Here is a 16494-nt window from a genome sequence, read left to right as displayed (position 1 = left end):
AAAAATAAAAACTTGGCGTGTCAACTCCTCCCGGCGGGGAGGGGTTGACACGCCAAGTTTTTACGAAAAAAAAATCGTTCGAGGGTGAATTTTTTTATGAATTTTATTATTGTACTGATTTTCAGCCTCTTGTTTGAAAATTTTGGCCTAATCTTGCACAGCGTTTCAGAATTTCCATTTTTTGAAAAAATAGCGAATTTTGGGAAAAATCAAAATCACTTCAAACCGTTTTAGCCCTGAAAAAAATTATCGTATGAGGCGAACCACCTTTACTTTCCTAACCTTTTTTTTGGTGTTGTCGGCGCTGAATGCCCAATCACCGCTCTACATCCAGTTTAACCCCGAATGTACCAACCAGTTGGAATATCAATACACCTACACGGAGCAGAACCTGCTGATGTACTCGATTCCGAAAGGGGCGAGCGAGTTGTATTTTTTTGTCATTAGCAACAAGGACCCGCTCAAGACGACCTACTTGCCCGCAGGTGCCGTGATGTGTCAGCACGACGAGATTAACGCTACGCTGATTGACAACATTAACGCGGGTGGGCGTTTGGCTTATGTGGTGTTCAAGGTGCAAAACGGATTTCACTCCTATCCTGTCGAGTCCGCTGGTTACATCGCGCGCTCGGGCACCTATTTCGCCTTCCGCTCTCCCAACTATGATTTTGTCATGGACACAGCGAGCATCAACTACGCCCGCAACCTGTCGCGCCCCGGTGTGGCATCGCCCGTGTATCTGACGGGGCGACGCGGACAGGACTGCCAGCAGCTATACGCTTTCCGATTGGAGCCTACCCGCCCCGATGCGCCGCGAGCAGATGTGGAAGTAATTCCGAGCATTGGCATCATCAGCGACCGAACGGGGCGCAATGGCAGTGAAATGGAGCAAAACATCTATCGCCTACTGCGCGTCAACGGCATGAACTTGGACGATTACATTTACGCGACATGCCACACACCCGCAAACAATGAAGACGGAACCGCCACCTTCATCACCCGTTTGCCCACCGACGCTACCAACCCAAACGACCCAAACGGCAAGCCTTACAACCCATTTGCCGAGCCTGACAAAGAGACTTTTCACACAAAACCTACTGAGACGAGTGGCAACGTGCCTTTGGTCAACTGCCCTACCCCACCCGGCTATGGCTACCATGTGGTGCAGCCGGGCGATTCGCTTGCCTCAATTGCCCGCGCTTACAACGTGGACCGCAAATTGCTCTTGTTGTGGAACAAGCTGCAAGACCCCGCGCAAATAAAAGTGTGCGACAAAATTTGGGTGACTGCGCCGCCCGAACCAACCACCCCCGCCACGACAGGGCCGCGATACCATGAAGTGCAGAAAGGCGAGACGTTGTTTGGCATCGCTCGCAAATACAACGTGACGGTAGCCAACATCAAACACTGGAACAAGCTTCAAGGCGACGACATTCAAGCCGGGCAACAACTTGCCTTGGGGCCACTGCCTGCGCAGACAACAACAGGAATACCAGCCAACCACACGATTACCCCACCAGCCACCTCCGCCCCTCCCAACCCTGCAATCCTTCCACCGGGCAGGCTGATGCACAAGACGCTTGCGGGAGAAACCCTCAACGACATCGCATGGAAGTATGGCTACGCCACTCCTTACTTGCGCCACATCAACCGAACCAACAAAAACCTGCCTCCCGGCAACGACGATAGATTGCAGGAAGGAACACTCTTGGTCGTGTCGGACGGAAGGGGCGAACGCGAGGATTTGTTGACCTACTCCCCACCAGTACAGCACAGCCAAGCCCCCACGGCGCCAAGCGTAAAAGCTTCTAGCATGACGCAAGGAGCAAACAACACTCCTTTTTCGCCTCCAGCCATCAGACAACCGTCCAATTTTGAGTATGTGGGCGAGTACATCGTCCAATCGGGCGACACATTGGCCTCCATCGCGCAGCGATATGGCATTTCGCCAGAAAAGCTAGCTGCTGCCAACAATTTGGCAGCCAACCAAGAGCCCACGCCACGCAGCATTTTGAAAATACCGAAGTAATCTGCTCAAAACCCAGCAACTCTAACAACCTCTTTTTCAAAAACAGAATGTCATGAAAAATCTCCTTCTCACAGTCATTGCGCTTTGCTCGCTTGTTTCTTCGGCAACAGCGCAAGTAGCTCCTGCGTATGTGTTGTTCGGCACAAATTGCATGAAGCAATTGGAGTACCGATACACCCGAACGGGAGCGCCACTCTACGCCTATTCGGTACAGACGAACCCCGACGAACAATTCATTTTTTGGTCGGGTGGCAGCGGCTTGCCAACAGGCGAACTGCCCGTCGGCACTTTTGATTGCAGCAACCTACGCCTGAACGACGAGGTAGTGAAAATCATCAACGACCAGCCCAACACTCGCCAGCTGTATGTCATCCTCCAACAACCCAGCAGCGGCTATGTGATGATGCCGATTTATTCGGCCACCCAGATAAAACGCTACGGACAATGGTACCTCGTGGTAGGACAGAAATACACTTTCGCCATTGACACGACCAAACTCAGCTATCAAGACAACCTTCAAAGCGATGCCTCGCAGACCGTCATCCGTTTCGCGGGGTCTCAATTGGCCAATTGCCGCTATCAATGGCGCTTCAACGGCGAACCAGCACGCGGGTTTACGGAAAGAACCAATTTTGATTTCATCTACGGCATTGGCATCGTGAATAGCCGCATCGGTGCCACCGCCGCTGATTTGGAACAAAACGAAATACGGCTCAACAGTGTCAACGGAGTGGGAATTGACCAATATCTTGCCTCGATATGCCCCTACTCGGATGTCATCAACAGCAACACCACCCCCTCTTGGACAACAACGCCCGGCTACAACACCGGCAAGGAACCCGACAAGGAAAACGCGAATGTGGGCGGAAACAACCAGATAACTGGCCCAACCGCTAACACTGGCGGCACCGCAGCAAACGCTTACAATCCATATAACTGCCCCACCCCACCCGGCAAAGGCTACCACATCGTACAGCGCGGCGAGTCGCTTAAAGCTATTTCTCGCACCTACAACGTTGATTTGAAGTCGCTTATCAACTGGAACGGCATCAAAAACCCCGACCACATCGAGGTATGCCAACAAATATGGGTGCAAAAACCACCTGCCAGCGCCAAGCCACCCGCCACTTCCACCACCTCCAAAGGGAACACGGCTCCGGCATCAACAGGGCCTACCGTGCAAAACCAGTCTATCTATTGGGGTGGCAACTATCAGGGCACACAACAGACCTTTAATCAGCAGCAGCCCCCCAACACGACAGCCCCCACCTCGGGCACACGCATCCACGTCGTGCAAAAAGGCGAAACCCTCTATGGCATATCCAAGCGATACGTCTGCCCCGAGGAATGTGTGCGACGCGCCAACAATTTCGCCTTAGAAGGCAGTGTGGCACTACAAGCCGGTCAGCAAATCGTGATACCTGATTGCACTTGCCAATTGCCCTCCAGCTCTTCCACTACGCCAAGAACCCCAGCCACTTATGGCCCCCCACCGACCGTTTCAAACGTCTTGACCCCCGCCAACACCCCACCACAGGGCAATCAGCCGGACATATCGCCTAGCTATGGCGGTTTCTCGAACCCCGCAGCCACACCAGCTGCGGCTACCAATTTGCCGAGCGGAGGCGTCACCGATGCCAGCCCGACTGCTCCCGGCACACCGGGCGAGCTGCCGCCGACACAGGAGTACATCGTGCGCCAAGGCGAAACGATGAATTCCATCGCCATCAAGTTCAAGATGAACGTGGCCGAGCTCGCAGCTTTGAACAGCGTGCAACAGGATGAAAAACTGACGCCGGGCAGGAGAATCGTTGTTCGGAAGTATTGAACTGCAACAAGTTCAGAAACGACATGAGGCATCCCGAACCTTTCGGTGATGCCTCATGTCGTTTTGTTTCCCTACCTGCTACCATCGCACCCGCACCGTCAGCATCCAATGTCGCCCCGCTTGCGGGAAAAATCCAGTCAGGTTATAGATTCCATTGCCTTCCAGACGGCTGTAAGGGTCGTCGGCGCGGGGGTCGTAGCCCTCAGAAACAAAGCGGTAAGCCCAACCGTTGGGAGAGTATTTTTTGTCAAAAAGATTGTTCGCCGAAACAATTAGGCTCAGTTTTTCTCCCACGACTTTCTGCAAATCCCAGTTCAGCCGAAGGTCGGAAAAGAAAAAACCGGGCAGCACTGTGTTCTCGTTCGAAGTGTTGTCCAAAAACTGTTGGCCGACGTATTTGCCTGAAAGCGATGCCGAAAGCAAATTTTTAGATCCTTTCAGGATGACAACAAAGGCTTCACCCCGCGCTGTTACGCTCGGCGAAAAAGCCAAATCCGTGTTGCTGTACTTGAAAACTTCTTGTTCGCCTGTGTCCCAGTTGTCGCGGTATTCGGTGAACTCCTTGACTTTGTTCTGACTAAAAGCCGCGTTGCCCGTCAGCGTAAGCCGAGAACCAATATTGCCGGAGGCTTCCAACTCCACCCCGGCGCGGTAACTGTCGGGCACGTTCGTGCGGATGTAAGCGCCCACGTCGTTCAGCCGCCCGTCGAGCACCAATTGGTCGCGATATTGCATCCAGAAAAAATTGGCTGTGGCGTTCCAAGTTTTGCCGCCAGTTTTCAATCCCCATTCGAGGTCGTAAAGCCGTTCCGGGCGCGGGCGACTGTTCGGGGTGGACTGGGTGTAGTCGTCGCGGTTCGGCTCGCGGTTGCCAATGCCGAAAAATCCGTAGGCCGTCCATTTTTTTGAAAATGAATACGTTGCACCGATTTTTGGGTTAAAAAAAGTCAGGTTGGCCGTTTGCGTCACATTGTTCAAGTCATTGTCGAAACCCAAAAATGCGTACCGAACCCCGCGCACCTGCATATCCAAAAAAGTGGACCCCCCCCTTGCCAGCTCCGTTTCCATTTTCAGAAAAACATTGGCATCGCGCTTGTCGGCATTGTTGTCGTAGTAGCGAAAATCCTTGGGCGCGGTAGCTATACCCGCCCAAATCACCTCGCCAAAATGCGCCCCCTCATACCGGCTTGCCGCCCCGCCCAAAGTAATCGCTGGAGCGCCCGACATCCAAGCCATGTTGATAGGCGGCTGCCACCGCAAAGCATAAGTGACACCGTAAAAGTCGTTGTCGAGCCAACGTCTGCGCACCAAATCCGTCGAGGTAAGCGTCACATCACCAGTCACAAAATCGGGCATTCCATATCGGGCAAATGTTTGATTGGCCTTGTATTGCTCATAAAACCCGAAGCCACGCGTGTAGTGGCCGTTGAGTTGGAGGCTCAGCCCCAAAGGAAACATCCGTTTGAAATGCAGCAGCAAGTGTCGTTGCGTGTAGTCGTCCACTTCATCCTCGTAGGGTGCGCCGGGGCGTTCCGTGCCGGCGGTATTGTATGTTCTAAGGTGCTCGTCGTGCACATACTGGGCGGGCACCCCATTCCAAGCCTGATAGGTAAGCGTATGGCCCGACAAAAAATGCACCTGAAGCGATTGGCGCTCATCTATGTATGCCCCCGTCAAGTGCAACGAGTTCAGGTCGGCACTTGCCCGGTCTATGAAGCCCTCCGAATCTATCTTGGACACGCGACCGCCAAACGCCACATTTCCCGGCAATAAGCCCGTGCCGAACTGCGCCGAAGTTTTGAGCGTGCCGAAAGCACCCAATGTGCCCGTCAGCACCGCAAACGGCCCCGGCTCTACTTTCGACAAATCGAGATTCACCGTCGCACCAAACGCGCCCGCGCCATTGGTGCTGGTGCCGACCCCTCGCTGCACCTGAATTTCTGCTGCGGAGGCTGCCAAATCCGGCAAATCCACCCAAAAAACCCCCTGGCTTTCCGCGTCATTGAGCGGCACCCCATTGATGGTCACGTTCACCCGCGTCGGGTCGCTCCCGCGAATCCGAAGCCCCGTGTAGCCAATGCCAGTGCCCGCATCCGATGTTTCCACCAGCGATGGCACACCCGTCAACAGCATCGGCACGTCCTGCGCATGATACGACTGCGCGATTTTTTCCGCCGAAAGATTGGTGTGCGGCACCGGGCTTTTTGCATCAGCGCGAGTAGCCTGTATCACGACCGTTTGCAGCGCAAGCGAGTCGGGCATTTTTTTTTGGGCAGCAAGTGCAAGTGGGAAAAAAACGAGAAAAATTGGAAGAAACATTCCCCAACGCGTCCAGCATTTAGAGGAATCTCGAAGCGATGCGCAAGTAGTTCTACTCGACACCGTGTGGTGAATAAACATTTAAGAAGAACAATTTGAGTGAAACATCCGCCGATGAAGGGGCTTCGCCGACGTAGTGATGCCACTACCCGTCTCAGTTCCTTACCCGGAATTACCCGGGCAAGTTCGATGGGTCTAATCTCAGCCGCGACACAGCGCGGCACCCCAATGAGAATTGAATGCAAAGGTCAGAAAAGTTTGCGGATTGCCGACAGCGCAATTTGCAGACGCATTTCGTGCCCGCCCGTCAGCGTGATAAAATTGGCTTGACGGCCATGCAACAGTTCTTCGTATAAATCAAACAATGCGTCGCGTTCGTCGGGGTGTTCACGAAGCGGGTCTGGCTGCCACGGAAAATCGGGCGCACACAACAAATAGAGGTCGGCAAGATGGGCAGGGCCGTACCCTTTTTGCCATTCGGGAGCGTCGTCGGGTCGGAACCGGTATTCTTCCCAAACATGAAGCACCGTCCAATCCGTGTCGCAAACAAGCAGGTTTGCATAGCTGTCTTCGGCAAATTTAAGCGCGTACCATTGCTCCCAAACGCTCTGACCCAAGCCAATCGCCTTCAAATCCTCGCGGCGATAGGGGCGTCCCAAATGTGCCACATAATATCGCGCAAACTCTGGAACCCAAGCCACGCCGAGCCGTTGAGCCAACGCCTCCGCCAGGGCTGTTTTCCCAGTGGATTCAGGGCCTGTGACCACGACTTTCAAAAAATTTTTCTTTTCCACGACTTCCTTTTTTTGGCTGAATAAAAGCGTGCAAACATCCTAATTTTGCGGCAGGGAAATGCGCCTGAACCCAAAACCTGCAACCTGCTAATTTTTTCAATCCATGCACGACATCGAACCGCATTTTCGCTGGCGAGACCTCTACATAGCGTCGGAAGATGCCCAGTCGCCATTTTACGGGCGCAAGTACAGCGAGTTTCACTACACGCATCGGCTGTACAATTTTTACCTGCACCCCCAATGGGATGCGTTTGGCTCCTCCACGCTTTACGGAAAAATCCTTTTCGCGGACTACGCCGAAGGATATGCCTTTATCGAGCTCATCGGCGAATGGAACGACGCGCTCCACAACGACATCATGTTTTTGAAGCGCAACGTGGTGGAGCCGCTCGAGCGAAAAGGCATCACAAAGTTCGTCCTTTTCTGCGAGCATGTCCTCAATTTCCATGCCTCCACCGACGACGACTACTACGCCGAATGGGCAGAAGACGTACACGAAGAAGGCGGCTGGGTGGCTATTCTGAACACGCGCCAACACGTCGCCGAAGAGATGCACGAAGCCCGCCTGCAACATTACGTCCACTTCGGCGACGACTACAACGACATCAACTGGCGCACACAAAAACCCCAAGTGGTTTTTCAAATCATTGATGCCATGGTAGCCGGGCGCATCCGGCGACTGGCATGGTGAGCGCATCGAAATGAACTGGACACATGGATTCACAGCCCGAGCACACAAACTATAAATCCGGCTTTGTCAACATCATAGGCCGACCCAACGCGGGCAAATCCACGCTGATGAACGCATTGGTGGGCGAACGCATGAGCATCATCACCCACAAACCCCAAACCACCCGTCACCGTATCATTGGTATTCTGACTGGCGACCACTTCCAAATCGTTTTTTCGGACACGCCCGGCTACGTCAAAAAACCATCCTACAAAATGCACCAAGCCATGAACCGATTTGTGGAGGGCACTGTGGAAGATGCTGACTTGATGCTGTTTGTCTTTGACATGACCGAGGAGCTGGAAGATGACAACCCCGTCATAGAAGTGCTAAAAAAAACCGAAGCACCCATTCTCTTGGTCCTGAACAAAAAAGACCTCGTGGCACCACAACGCGCACAAGATGTGGCAGGCTGGTGGAAAAAACGAGTTCCTTTTGCCGACGCAATCGCTATTTCAGCCTTAAAAGGTGACGAGACCCAATCTTTGCTGGAAAAAATACTGCATTACCTGCCAGAAGGAGCGCCATACTATCCCCCCGACCAACTCACCGACCGGCCAGAACGCTTTTTTGTGGGCGAAATAATTCGAGAAAAAATCTTTCTCAACTATGCCGACGAAATCCCCTATTCCTGTGAGGTAAGCGTGGATGCTTTTAAAGATGCCGAAACCAAGGCAGGCGAGCCAATCGCCCGCATCGCGGCCACCATCTATGTGATGCGCGAAACACAAAAAGCCATCATTCTGGGAAAAAACGGAAACGCCATCAAGAAACTTGGCTCCGATGCTCGCATGGAAATCGAGCGTTTTTTGCAATCAAAGGTTTTTCTCGAACTCACCGTGAAAGTGCGCGACAATTGGCGCGACGACGAACGCGCCCTACAACGCTTTGGCTACTAAAATAAAAAGACGGCAGGATGTTAACATCCCACCGTCAGAAATATAACCCCAAAAAACCTATGACAAAGGTAATCGGGCTTGCTAGTATTTGACAAGCAATCCAGAAGTTTTTTTTAAAAAAAAATTGGCACGGAAAATTAACGCCCAGCAAACAGGCGAAAGTGCTGACAAACAGATAGTTGGAAACAAAAAAGGGGATAAAAAAATCCCCCTCCGAGCTTTCTCGGAGAAGGACATCATCAAAACACGCTTCATTTATCTTTGTCGCCTATTTGGTGAGTGAAGGCGAAATGTTTGCTTCTCAATTGATGTCACAAATATATGATGCTGGCATCCTCATTTTCAAAATTTTTTGCAAAAAAATTATTGAATTTTTTTTATCGCAATTTGAACCCCTTTGGTTTTCAGGCAATGAGAGCCTTCCCGTTATTGTTTTGTTAGGATGTGGCATGGGCATGTCCAAAAGATGCGCTTCATTCACCCATTTATTCTGATTCTTCAAGTAAAATTGTCCTGCTTTGTACTTTAGCGCCATCAGATTTTCCGACATGCCAACCATACTCATCCGAAACGGCCGTTTGGTGAATCGCGGCACCATCCGCGAGGCCGACATCCTTATAAAGAATGGTCGCATAGACCACATTGCACCCGCCATCGCAGCAGATGCCGACATCGAATTGGATGCAGCGGGCAACTATGTGCTGCCCGGCATCATTGACGACCAAGTGCATTTCAGGGAACCGGGGCTGACGCACAAGGCCACCATCGCCACGGAAAGCCGCGCAGCTGTGGCTGGCGGCACCACGTCGTTCATGGAGATGCCCAACGTGAACCCGCCCAGCGTGACGCAAGCATTGTTGGAGGACAAATACCAAATAGCGGCAAGCAACTCGTTGGCAAATTATTCCTTCTTCATGGGCACCACCAACGACAACTACGACGAGGTGATGCGAACAGACCCCCAAAAAATATGCGGCATCAAGATTTTCATGGGCAGCAGCACCGGGAATATGTTGGTGGACCATCCACAAACGCTGGAACGCTTGTTTGCCAACGCCCCGACGCTCATCGCCACGCATTGTGAGGACGAAGCCACCATCCGGCGCAATCTCGAACACTACAAGACTGCCTACGGCGATGAACTGACTGCCGATTTTCACCCACTTATCCGCAATGCCGAAGGCTGCCTGCGCTCCTCCTCCATGGCCGTTGACTTGGCCAAAAAACATGGAACGCGACTCCACATTCTGCACATCAGCACAAAAGATGAGCTGGCCTTGTTTGACAATACCCCCCCCCTGAGAAACAAGAAAATAACGGCAGAGGTGTGTGTGCATCATCTGTGGTTCAGCGCGGACGACTACGCTGCTTTGGGCAACCAAATCAAATGCAACCCTGCCATAAAAGCCCCCGAACATCGCGCCGCGCTGCTGCCCGCGTTGCTCGACGACCGCCTCGACGTGGTGGCTACCGACCATGCACCGCATACCTGGGATGAGAAATCACAATCGTACTTGCAGGCTCCTTCGGGACTGCCATTGGTGCAACATTCGCTCAACGTCATGCTCGAATTCTACCATCGAGGCGAAATCTCGTTGGAAAAAATAGTGGAAAAAATGTGCCACGCGCCTGCTGTCGCCTTTCAAATAGCAGAAAGAGGCTTTCTCGACGAGGGCTGCTGGGCTGACCTGTCCATCGTGGATGTGCACCATGCTTGGACGGTAAGCCGCGACAATGTCTTCTACAAATGTGGCTGGTCGCCCTTTGAGGGACACACATTCAGAAGCAACGTGCTTTCCACCATCGTCAGTGGTCATTTGGCGTGGCACGAAGGGCGTTTTTTTGAGCAAAAAATGGGCGAGCGGCTGTTGTTCGAGCGTTAAATCGCACGAGGGAGGATGTCTCACAAGTTGGTGATTTGTTTGTGCGGCGATTTGGTCAGCTATGCTCGGTTTTCAAGAGGTGTCATCTTTTGAGAAACGAAAAAGGTGACATCTCGCCTGTTCTGAGGTGTCACCCTTCATTCTTCCGGGATGACACCTCAGAACCCGACAAAGCGAGAATCGAGGCGATTTGGTTATTTAAAAACGTCTCCGGTTAGGGTGCATTTCAAATTGTCGCTTCTGTACGCCGGAACGCTGTTCCAGCGTATATCGGAACAGTGTTCCGATTTACTTGTGACAATTGGAAATGCGCCCTCCGGTCATGCACGGTGTAACGCAATAACCAAATCCACGATTAAACGAATAAACGGACTTGGGAGATAGGCTGGTTTATTTTTGTGTTTTTTTTCAAAATCCTGAAAATCAATGCCGATAATTGCCCCGCGTTTTTTCCACATCAAAAACCACGAGCAACAATGAATTCAAAAGCACTCGTTTTTGTCCTATTTGCCGCTTGGAGCGGCCTCTGTTCTTGGTGGTACGTCTGCGGCATCAAAAAAGCCTGTGGCCAACAAGACGTGGGCGGCCCCGTCATCACGACCCCAGCCATCGAACCCGAAACGATGCCATCGGCGACCGACGAGCAAGCCACGAACAGCGCCGGAAACGATGGGCAATCATCCAACCTTCCCCCTGCAGCCAGCGGCAACACCGCCATTGACGAACGTGGCATTGACAAGGTGCAACTGACTGACTTGGCAGACCGCGTGGTCATCAACTTTCCTTACGGCTCCTCGCGCAAAGCAGAGGATGCCGCCATGGACGATTATCTCTCGCGTCTGGCCGTGTATCTTAAAAATAGCGGAGCGACGGTCACGATAACCGGACACACCGACTTTGTGGGCGAGGCCAAAGCCAACATCACCATGGGGCTGCAACGCGCCAACAGCATCCGCGACATTCTGGTGCGAAAAGGGGTGAACAAGTCACAAATCAAGTGCAAATCCTTTGGAGAGAGCAAACCCGTGGCGACCAACGACTCCGCCTTGGGGCGCTATAAAAATCGGCGCGTCGAAATCCAAATCAACTAGTAACGCTTATCTTCTTCCAAACCAAAGACTTAGAAACCGCCATGTTCGAACAACAAGTCAACCTCGGCCCCGGTACGGGCACTACCACCCAACACACCTTCGAAATCCTCATCATGTTGCTCGGCGCTTTCCTGCTCGGGCTTTGGCTCGGCTGGATGCTTTGGAACAAATACAAGCAAGAAGCAGAGAAGCTGCGCTTCGAAGTGCAGAGCCTGACGGTCACCACCGATGCGCTCAACAAGGAAATGATCGACCTCAAATCCAAACTCTCCGCTTCCGAGGCCAACAACTTTGGCCTTATCGCCAAAATTGATAAACTCTCTGAGGAAAACCGCCTTTTTCAAGAGCAACTCTCCCAAGAACGGGAAGACTTGGTGGAGACCGAACTCCGCAACCGCCAATTGGAAACGGAACTCGGCTTGTCCTTTGCGCCGCCTACCGCCACGCCAGAGACCATCCCGCTCGAAATCACCGAACAGCCAGCGCCACCCGCTGACTCGTCCGCCTTCTTGCCTTCGGAAGAGCCACCCACCGTAGCCGACGACGCACCCACCACCCATATCGAAATCATCGAGACCGTTATCGTTAGTGAGGAAACTACTGATGATGCAACACCCGAAGCGCCTGCCGAACAGGAGGAGCCAACACCAGTGGTGGCAGAAAAGATGGAGCCTGCCTCCGAACCCGCCCCACCCGTGGCAGCTGCAGCGGCAAATGAAAAAGATGACCTGACCGTAATAGAGGGTATCGGCCCGAAAATTCAGGAATTGCTGCACCAATACGGCATCCGCACCTACAAACAACTAGCCGATGCCGAGGTGACGCGCTTGAAGGAGATACTCGCTGCCGCCGGCCCTCAACTAGCCATGCACGACCCCGGCACTTGGCCCTCGCAAGCCAATCTCGCCGCCAATGACCAATGGGAACAACTCAAATCCATTCAAGGATTTTTGAAAGGCGGAAAAACGCCTCATTAGCAAGACATTCTTACAAAACGTGTTCTCGAAGATATTTGACCTAACAGGTGTGGCGCTTGACTAATTGATTCCCTGCCACTCTCGGTTCACAAGAGGTGGCATCTTTTGCGAAACGAAAAAGGTGACACCTCGGCCTGTCCTTGAGATGTCACCCCTCCATGCTCCCGGGATGGCACCTCAGAACCCAACAAAGCGAGCATCGCTGACTGATTCCCGGTTTTTATCAACTTTTCACCTCTTTGAGGTGCTAAAATGACTTTATGGAAATCAAACGTTTGCGATATTTGAATTTTTTTGACCACTCTGGCAGGGGCAGCGCCCCGAAAAATCGGTAGCAGATGCTCGATATTGTTTGATGGAGGGGCAGCGCCCTGGAATGTGTTTCAGGGCACCGTCCCTATATTTTCAAAAGTGTTAACTCCGAACGCACGTTTGCAAACTATTTCTTTGCCACCGGCTCCCCGCTGCGAAGCACCTGCAAGGCTTTTTCCACCGCGGGGTCGTCGTCGTTGAGCACCGAATAAAGCCCTTCTTCATGGAAAAGTATTTTGGCGATGCGGGCTTTGAGCTGGAGTTGGAGTTCGGCTCGGCACCTTCTCAGGGCCGCGTCGTTGCGTGCGACACCTTGTTTTTCCGCATAATCCACCAAATCCGATAACATATCATCCGACACCACAAAAGAACGCATGAAGGCTGACAGGCTCGAGGGCAAAGCGCCGCGTGGGTGTCCTTCCATCCAGCGCGACGCAAACTGGGGCACATGCTGGCGTACCTCGTAGAAATAATCATTTGAAAACGAGGTGTCTATCGGGATAAAGATGTCGGGCGTGATGCCGCCACCGCCATACACCACGCGCCCCATCCCGGTGTAGTACTTGGTGCTGTCGGCAAATCGGATTTTGGACGAATCGGCCAACTCGCCGTTTTCGTAGCGGCGTTCGGCCTCAAAATCGTAGTCCAGCGTATGCTTGTAATCACGCTGGATGCAACGCCCGCTGGGGGTGAAATACCGCGCCACCGTGAGCCGCAACGCGCCGCCGTCGCCCAGCGAGTATTGTTCCTGCACCAATCCCTTGCCGAAAGAGCGCCTGCCGACGACCCATCCCCTGTCCCAATCCTGCACGGCGCCCGCCACGATTTCGCTGGCAGAGGCCGAACCCTCATCAATCAGCACAGCCACATGAACGATGTTGAATTTCGTGCGCCCCTTGCTCTTGTATTCTCGCCGTTTTTCGGCGCGTCCTTCGGTATAAACCAGCAATCTGCCATCGGGAAAAAACTGACTCAGCAAATCAGTGGCCTCTTCCAGATAGCCTCCCGGGTTACCGCGCAGGTCGAGCACGAGGTTTTGCATCCCTTTTTCCGAAAGAGGCATCAACGCCTCCGTGAACTCTTGATTGGTGCGGGCGCTAAATCGGTTGATTTTCACATAGCCCGTTTTATCGTCGAGCATATAGGCAATGTCCACGCTTTTCACCGGAATCACATCGCGGACAATGGTGAAAGCCCGCAGCGACTGCTCTCGCCCGCGCAGGATGCCCAGCCGAACGGAGGAGCCTTTCGGCCCGCGCAACTTCTTGTAAATTTTTCCATTGTCAATTTTAACCCCGGCCACCACGGTGTCGTTGATGGTCACGATTTTGTCGCCGGGTAGGATACCCGCCGTTTCCGAAGGCCCGCCCGAAAGCGGCGTCACCACCTGAATCGTGTCGTCCACCATGAGAAACTCGATGCCCACCCCCTCGAAGCCGCCGCTCATATCGTCTTCCACCGCCGACAACTCATCGGGCGTGATGTAAACGGAGTGAGGGTCGAGTTGCTCAAGCAGGTGTTCGATGGCGCCCACCTTCAGTTCGTCGGCACCCACCGTGTCCACATAACGTGCTTCTATATAGCGGAGGATTTCGTCGAGCGTGCCGGCCACAGGCCCCGTCTGGCCGCTGGGCACATAGCGGATGTTGGTGCCATAGCGTGGCAACTGTTGGCCTATGAACAAACCGACCGCCAACGTGAGGGCCAGAATCAAGGGTAGCCGGGTTTGAAATTTGGAAAGGGGCGCTTGTGGTTCGGTCATGCGTTTTTGTGTTGGCTGCGAACAGAAGGGCGCTCGCAGGTCTTTTGTTCAATTTTTTTCGCAAAAAATTATTGCTGTTTCAAAAAGGTTATACTTTTGTTTGAAATTTTTCATCACTAATCCAGTTTTTACCCGCACTCATGAAAATCTGGTGCCTCGGCATCACAAAAAACTTCGGTTATGATAGAACATCCAGAAATTGACCAACTCGACAAACAAATTCTCGCCAAACTGGTGGAAGACGGCAAAATGCCCTACACCGATATCGCCAAACTGCTTTTTGTCTCGAGCGGCACCATTCACGTCCGAATGAAAAAAATGGAGCAAATGGGCATCGTGCGCGGCTCCAGCGTGCTGCTCGACTACCACAGGCTCGGCTACGACGTGACGGCTTTTCTCGGCATTTATCTGGACAAAAGCTCGCTCTACGACGAGGTGGTAGAACACCTTAGAAACATACCCGAGGTGGTGGAAGCCAACTACACGACGGGCGCATACAGCATTCTAGCCAAAATCGTGTGCAAAGATACGAATCACTTGCGCCTTGTGTTGCACGACAAAATCCAGAAAATAGAAGGCATACAACGCACGGAAACCTTGATTTCCTTGGAGGAGAGTATCAGCCGCCCGGTCAACTTTTTGGAGGCTGATTGAAAACAAAGAGCAAATGGCGGTGCGGTTGCCATGTATTTCAGCGTCCGCGTTGTTTATTTGCATCCGGTATTTTGCTGCCAGCAACCCATGCTTCTCAGAATCGGCTCGCTGCTTTTTTTTGCACTCCTGCTCTCCTCGGCTGCTTCGGCACAGCCCAACGTGCCCGTTTATTCCGGCTACCGCATCAGCCTCTTCGACGTTTCCATCAAAAAACAAAAATCGGAAAGCCTCTCGCTGAAGCTCTCCGTCGCCAACACGGGCCGCTTGCCCATCGCTTTGGGCAAAAAAACGGAGGAAACACCCGAAAGCCTCATCGTCGAGCTCGACACCGTGAAACTCCCCCCCGTGCTGCGCGGGCGCGAACAGCTGCTCTCCGATGCCATCCGACAAGAAAAAATCAGCCTCCTGCCCGGCGAAATCATGCGCGACCTCGCACTCGAAATGAGGATAAAATCGCTCGACACGCCGCCCGACACGCCCGAAGGCTGCCCCGACCTGATGCTCGACACGGCCTACATCGTGCAATACACCGACAAGGCAATGTCGCTGCGCTTTGTGGTACGCAACGTGGGCAACGCCACCGCCCAACTGCTCGGCGCCACCGATAGCCTCGAAGACAATCTCGCCGTCAACGTCTATTTCACTTCCGGCACCAAACTCACGCGAGGCTCTATACTGGCCGACGGTGTTTTTGTCCAAAAAGGCCGCGAAACACTCGACGGGTTGCTCTTGCCGGGGCACTTTTTGCAAGGCGACATCGAAATCAGCCTCTCCAAACGCACGGCCTTCATGCCTAACCTCGTCTTCGAGCTCGACCCTTTTCACACCGTGCGCGATTGCTCCCGAGCGAACAACACAAAAGCAGTGGTCGTGGAGTTTTAGGGAGGATTTGAGAGTGTGCCAATTTGAGAATTGGTGCCGCTGTTGTTGTCCCCGCCGATAGCAAGCGACGGAGCGAGACATCGTCAGGCACAGCCCCATTCATTCCACCGCTTCTTGTTGGCGAAGGATGCCAGCAAGGGCCAAAAGTCCGCGATTTGCCCTCGTAAAGCGGACAGTTCCTTACAGGATGACAAAAAATATGGCTTAGCCTGATGCCTATGGCGAGGACACCAACAAGGGCAGGGCAAACTCATCAAAATGGCACAAACCTCGGAGATATCAAATGTTGCTAGCCCCCCCCATTTTCGCCGTATTTACGACCCCAGCGGGGTCG

The 16494-nt window shown here is 52.9% G+C and carries 12 protein-coding genes and 1 riboswitch; of the genes, 9 read left to right on the top strand and 3 right to left on the bottom strand.

Features of this window, described 5'->3' with window-relative positions:
* Window positions 1–253: 253 nt before the first annotated feature.
* Window positions 254–2029, top strand: a complete 1776-nt coding sequence (locus KIS77_03000; protein MCW5921284.1) for a LysM peptidoglycan-binding domain-containing protein — start codon at window positions 254–256, stop codon at window positions 2027–2029.
* A 52-nt stretch (window positions 2030–2081) separates the two neighbouring features.
* A complete protein-coding gene (locus KIS77_02995; protein MCW5921283.1) occupies window positions 2082–3857 on the top strand; it encodes a LysM peptidoglycan-binding domain-containing protein in 1776 nt (591 codons plus the stop codon).
* Between the two features lie 78 nt (window positions 3858–3935).
* Here the strand turns inward: KIS77_02995 and KIS77_02990 are convergent, their stop codons facing one another.
* Both KIS77_02990 and KIS77_02985 read right to left on the bottom strand, forming a co-directional pair.
* Window positions 3936–6119, bottom strand: coding sequence for a TonB-dependent receptor (locus tag KIS77_02990; protein MCW5921282.1), 2184 nt, complete (start codon window positions 6117–6119; stop codon window positions 3936–3938).
* A 198-nt stretch (window positions 6120–6317) separates the two neighbouring features.
* Window positions 6318–6414, bottom strand: a riboswitch (TPP riboswitch).
* Between the two features lie 10 nt (window positions 6415–6424).
* Window positions 6425–6970, bottom strand: a complete 546-nt coding sequence (locus tag KIS77_02985; protein ID MCW5921281.1) for an ATP-binding protein — start codon at window positions 6968–6970, stop codon at window positions 6425–6427.
* Window positions 6971–7073: 103 nt separating this feature from the next.
* Here KIS77_02985 and KIS77_02980 point away from each other — a divergent pair, with 103 nt between their 5' ends.
* The 5 genes from KIS77_02980 (at window position 7074) to KIS77_02960 (ending at window position 12550) form a co-directional block, all read left to right on the top strand.
* A complete protein-coding gene (locus KIS77_02980; protein MCW5921280.1) occupies window positions 7074–7661 on the top strand; it encodes a hypothetical protein in 588 nt (195 codons plus the stop codon).
* Between the two features lie 23 nt (window positions 7662–7684).
* Window positions 7685–8599, top strand: a complete 915-nt coding sequence (era, locus tag KIS77_02975) for a GTPase Era (GenBank protein ID MCW5921279.1) — start codon at window positions 7685–7687, stop codon at window positions 8597–8599.
* A 548-nt stretch (window positions 8600–9147) separates the two neighbouring features.
* Window positions 9148–10482, top strand: a complete 1335-nt coding sequence (locus tag KIS77_02970) for a dihydroorotase (protein ID MCW5921278.1) — start codon at window positions 9148–9150, stop codon at window positions 10480–10482.
* Window positions 10483–10958: 476 nt separating this feature from the next.
* Window positions 10959–11573 carry an OmpA family protein gene (locus tag KIS77_02965; protein MCW5921277.1) on the top strand — a complete coding sequence of 205 codons (615 nt, stop codon included), beginning with the start codon at window positions 10959–10961 and terminating at the stop codon, window positions 11571–11573.
* Between the two features lie 41 nt (window positions 11574–11614).
* Window positions 11615–12550: a hypothetical protein gene (locus tag KIS77_02960; GenBank protein ID MCW5921276.1), complete on the top strand. Its 936-nt coding sequence runs from the start codon at window positions 11615–11617 to the stop codon at window positions 12548–12550.
* 439 nt (window positions 12551–12989) lie between these two features.
* Here the strand turns inward: KIS77_02960 and KIS77_02955 are convergent, their stop codons facing one another.
* Window positions 12990–14624 (bottom strand): S41 family peptidase, encoded by a 1635-nt coding sequence (locus KIS77_02955; GenBank protein MCW5921275.1) that lies wholly within the window; start codon window positions 14622–14624, stop codon window positions 12990–12992.
* A 180-nt stretch (window positions 14625–14804) separates the two neighbouring features.
* On the opposite strand from KIS77_02955, the gene KIS77_02950 reads away from it, so the two are divergent.
* Together KIS77_02950 and KIS77_02945 are read left to right on the top strand one after the other, a co-directional pair.
* Window positions 14805–15278 (top strand): Lrp/AsnC ligand binding domain-containing protein, encoded by a 474-nt coding sequence (locus KIS77_02950; GenBank protein ID MCW5921274.1) that lies wholly within the window; start codon window positions 14805–14807, stop codon window positions 15276–15278.
* An 87-nt stretch (window positions 15279–15365) separates the two neighbouring features.
* Window positions 15366–16160 carry a hypothetical protein gene (locus KIS77_02945; protein ID MCW5921273.1) on the top strand — a complete coding sequence of 265 codons (795 nt, stop codon included), beginning with the start codon at window positions 15366–15368 and terminating at the stop codon, window positions 16158–16160.
* Window positions 16161–16494 lie beyond the last annotated feature (334 nt).

This window comes from Saprospiraceae bacterium, assembly GCA_026129545.1.
Taxonomy (GTDB): Bacteria; Bacteroidota; Bacteroidia; order Chitinophagales; family Saprospiraceae; genus M3007.
This window is presented reverse-complemented; position numbering and strand designations above follow the sequence as displayed.

What these genes read in the sequence shown, in the direction of transcription:
- KIS77_02945 (MCW5921273.1), top strand. Translation starts at nt 15,366, where the DNA reads ATGCTTCTCAGAATCGGCTCGCTGCTTTTTTTTGCACTCCTGCTCTCC.
- KIS77_02965 (MCW5921277.1), top strand. Translation starts at nt 10,959, where the DNA reads ATGAATTCAAAAGCACTCGTTTTTGTCCTATTTGCCGCTTGGAGCGGC.
- era (MCW5921279.1), top strand. Translation starts at nt 7,685, where the DNA reads ATGGATTCACAGCCCGAGCACACAAACTATAAATCCGGCTTTGTCAAC.
- KIS77_02955 (MCW5921275.1), bottom strand. Translation starts at nt 14,624, where the DNA reads ATGACCGAACCACAAGCGCCCCTTTCCAAATTTCAAACCCGGCTACCC.
- KIS77_02950 (MCW5921274.1), top strand. Translation starts at nt 14,805, where the DNA reads ATGATAGAACATCCAGAAATTGACCAACTCGACAAACAAATTCTCGCC.
- KIS77_02970 (MCW5921278.1), top strand. Translation starts at nt 9,148, where the DNA reads ATGCCAACCATACTCATCCGAAACGGCCGTTTGGTGAATCGCGGCACC.
- KIS77_03000 (MCW5921284.1), top strand. Translation starts at nt 254, where the DNA reads ATGAGGCGAACCACCTTTACTTTCCTAACCTTTTTTTTGGTGTTGTCG.
- KIS77_02990 (MCW5921282.1), bottom strand. Translation starts at nt 6,119, where the DNA reads ATGCCCGACTCGCTTGCGCTGCAAACGGTCGTGATACAGGCTACTCGC.
- KIS77_02960 (MCW5921276.1), top strand. Translation starts at nt 11,615, where the DNA reads ATGTTCGAACAACAAGTCAACCTCGGCCCCGGTACGGGCACTACCACC.
- KIS77_02980 (MCW5921280.1), top strand. Translation starts at nt 7,074, where the DNA reads ATGCACGACATCGAACCGCATTTTCGCTGGCGAGACCTCTACATAGCG.
- KIS77_02995 (MCW5921283.1), top strand. Translation starts at nt 2,082, where the DNA reads ATGAAAAATCTCCTTCTCACAGTCATTGCGCTTTGCTCGCTTGTTTCT.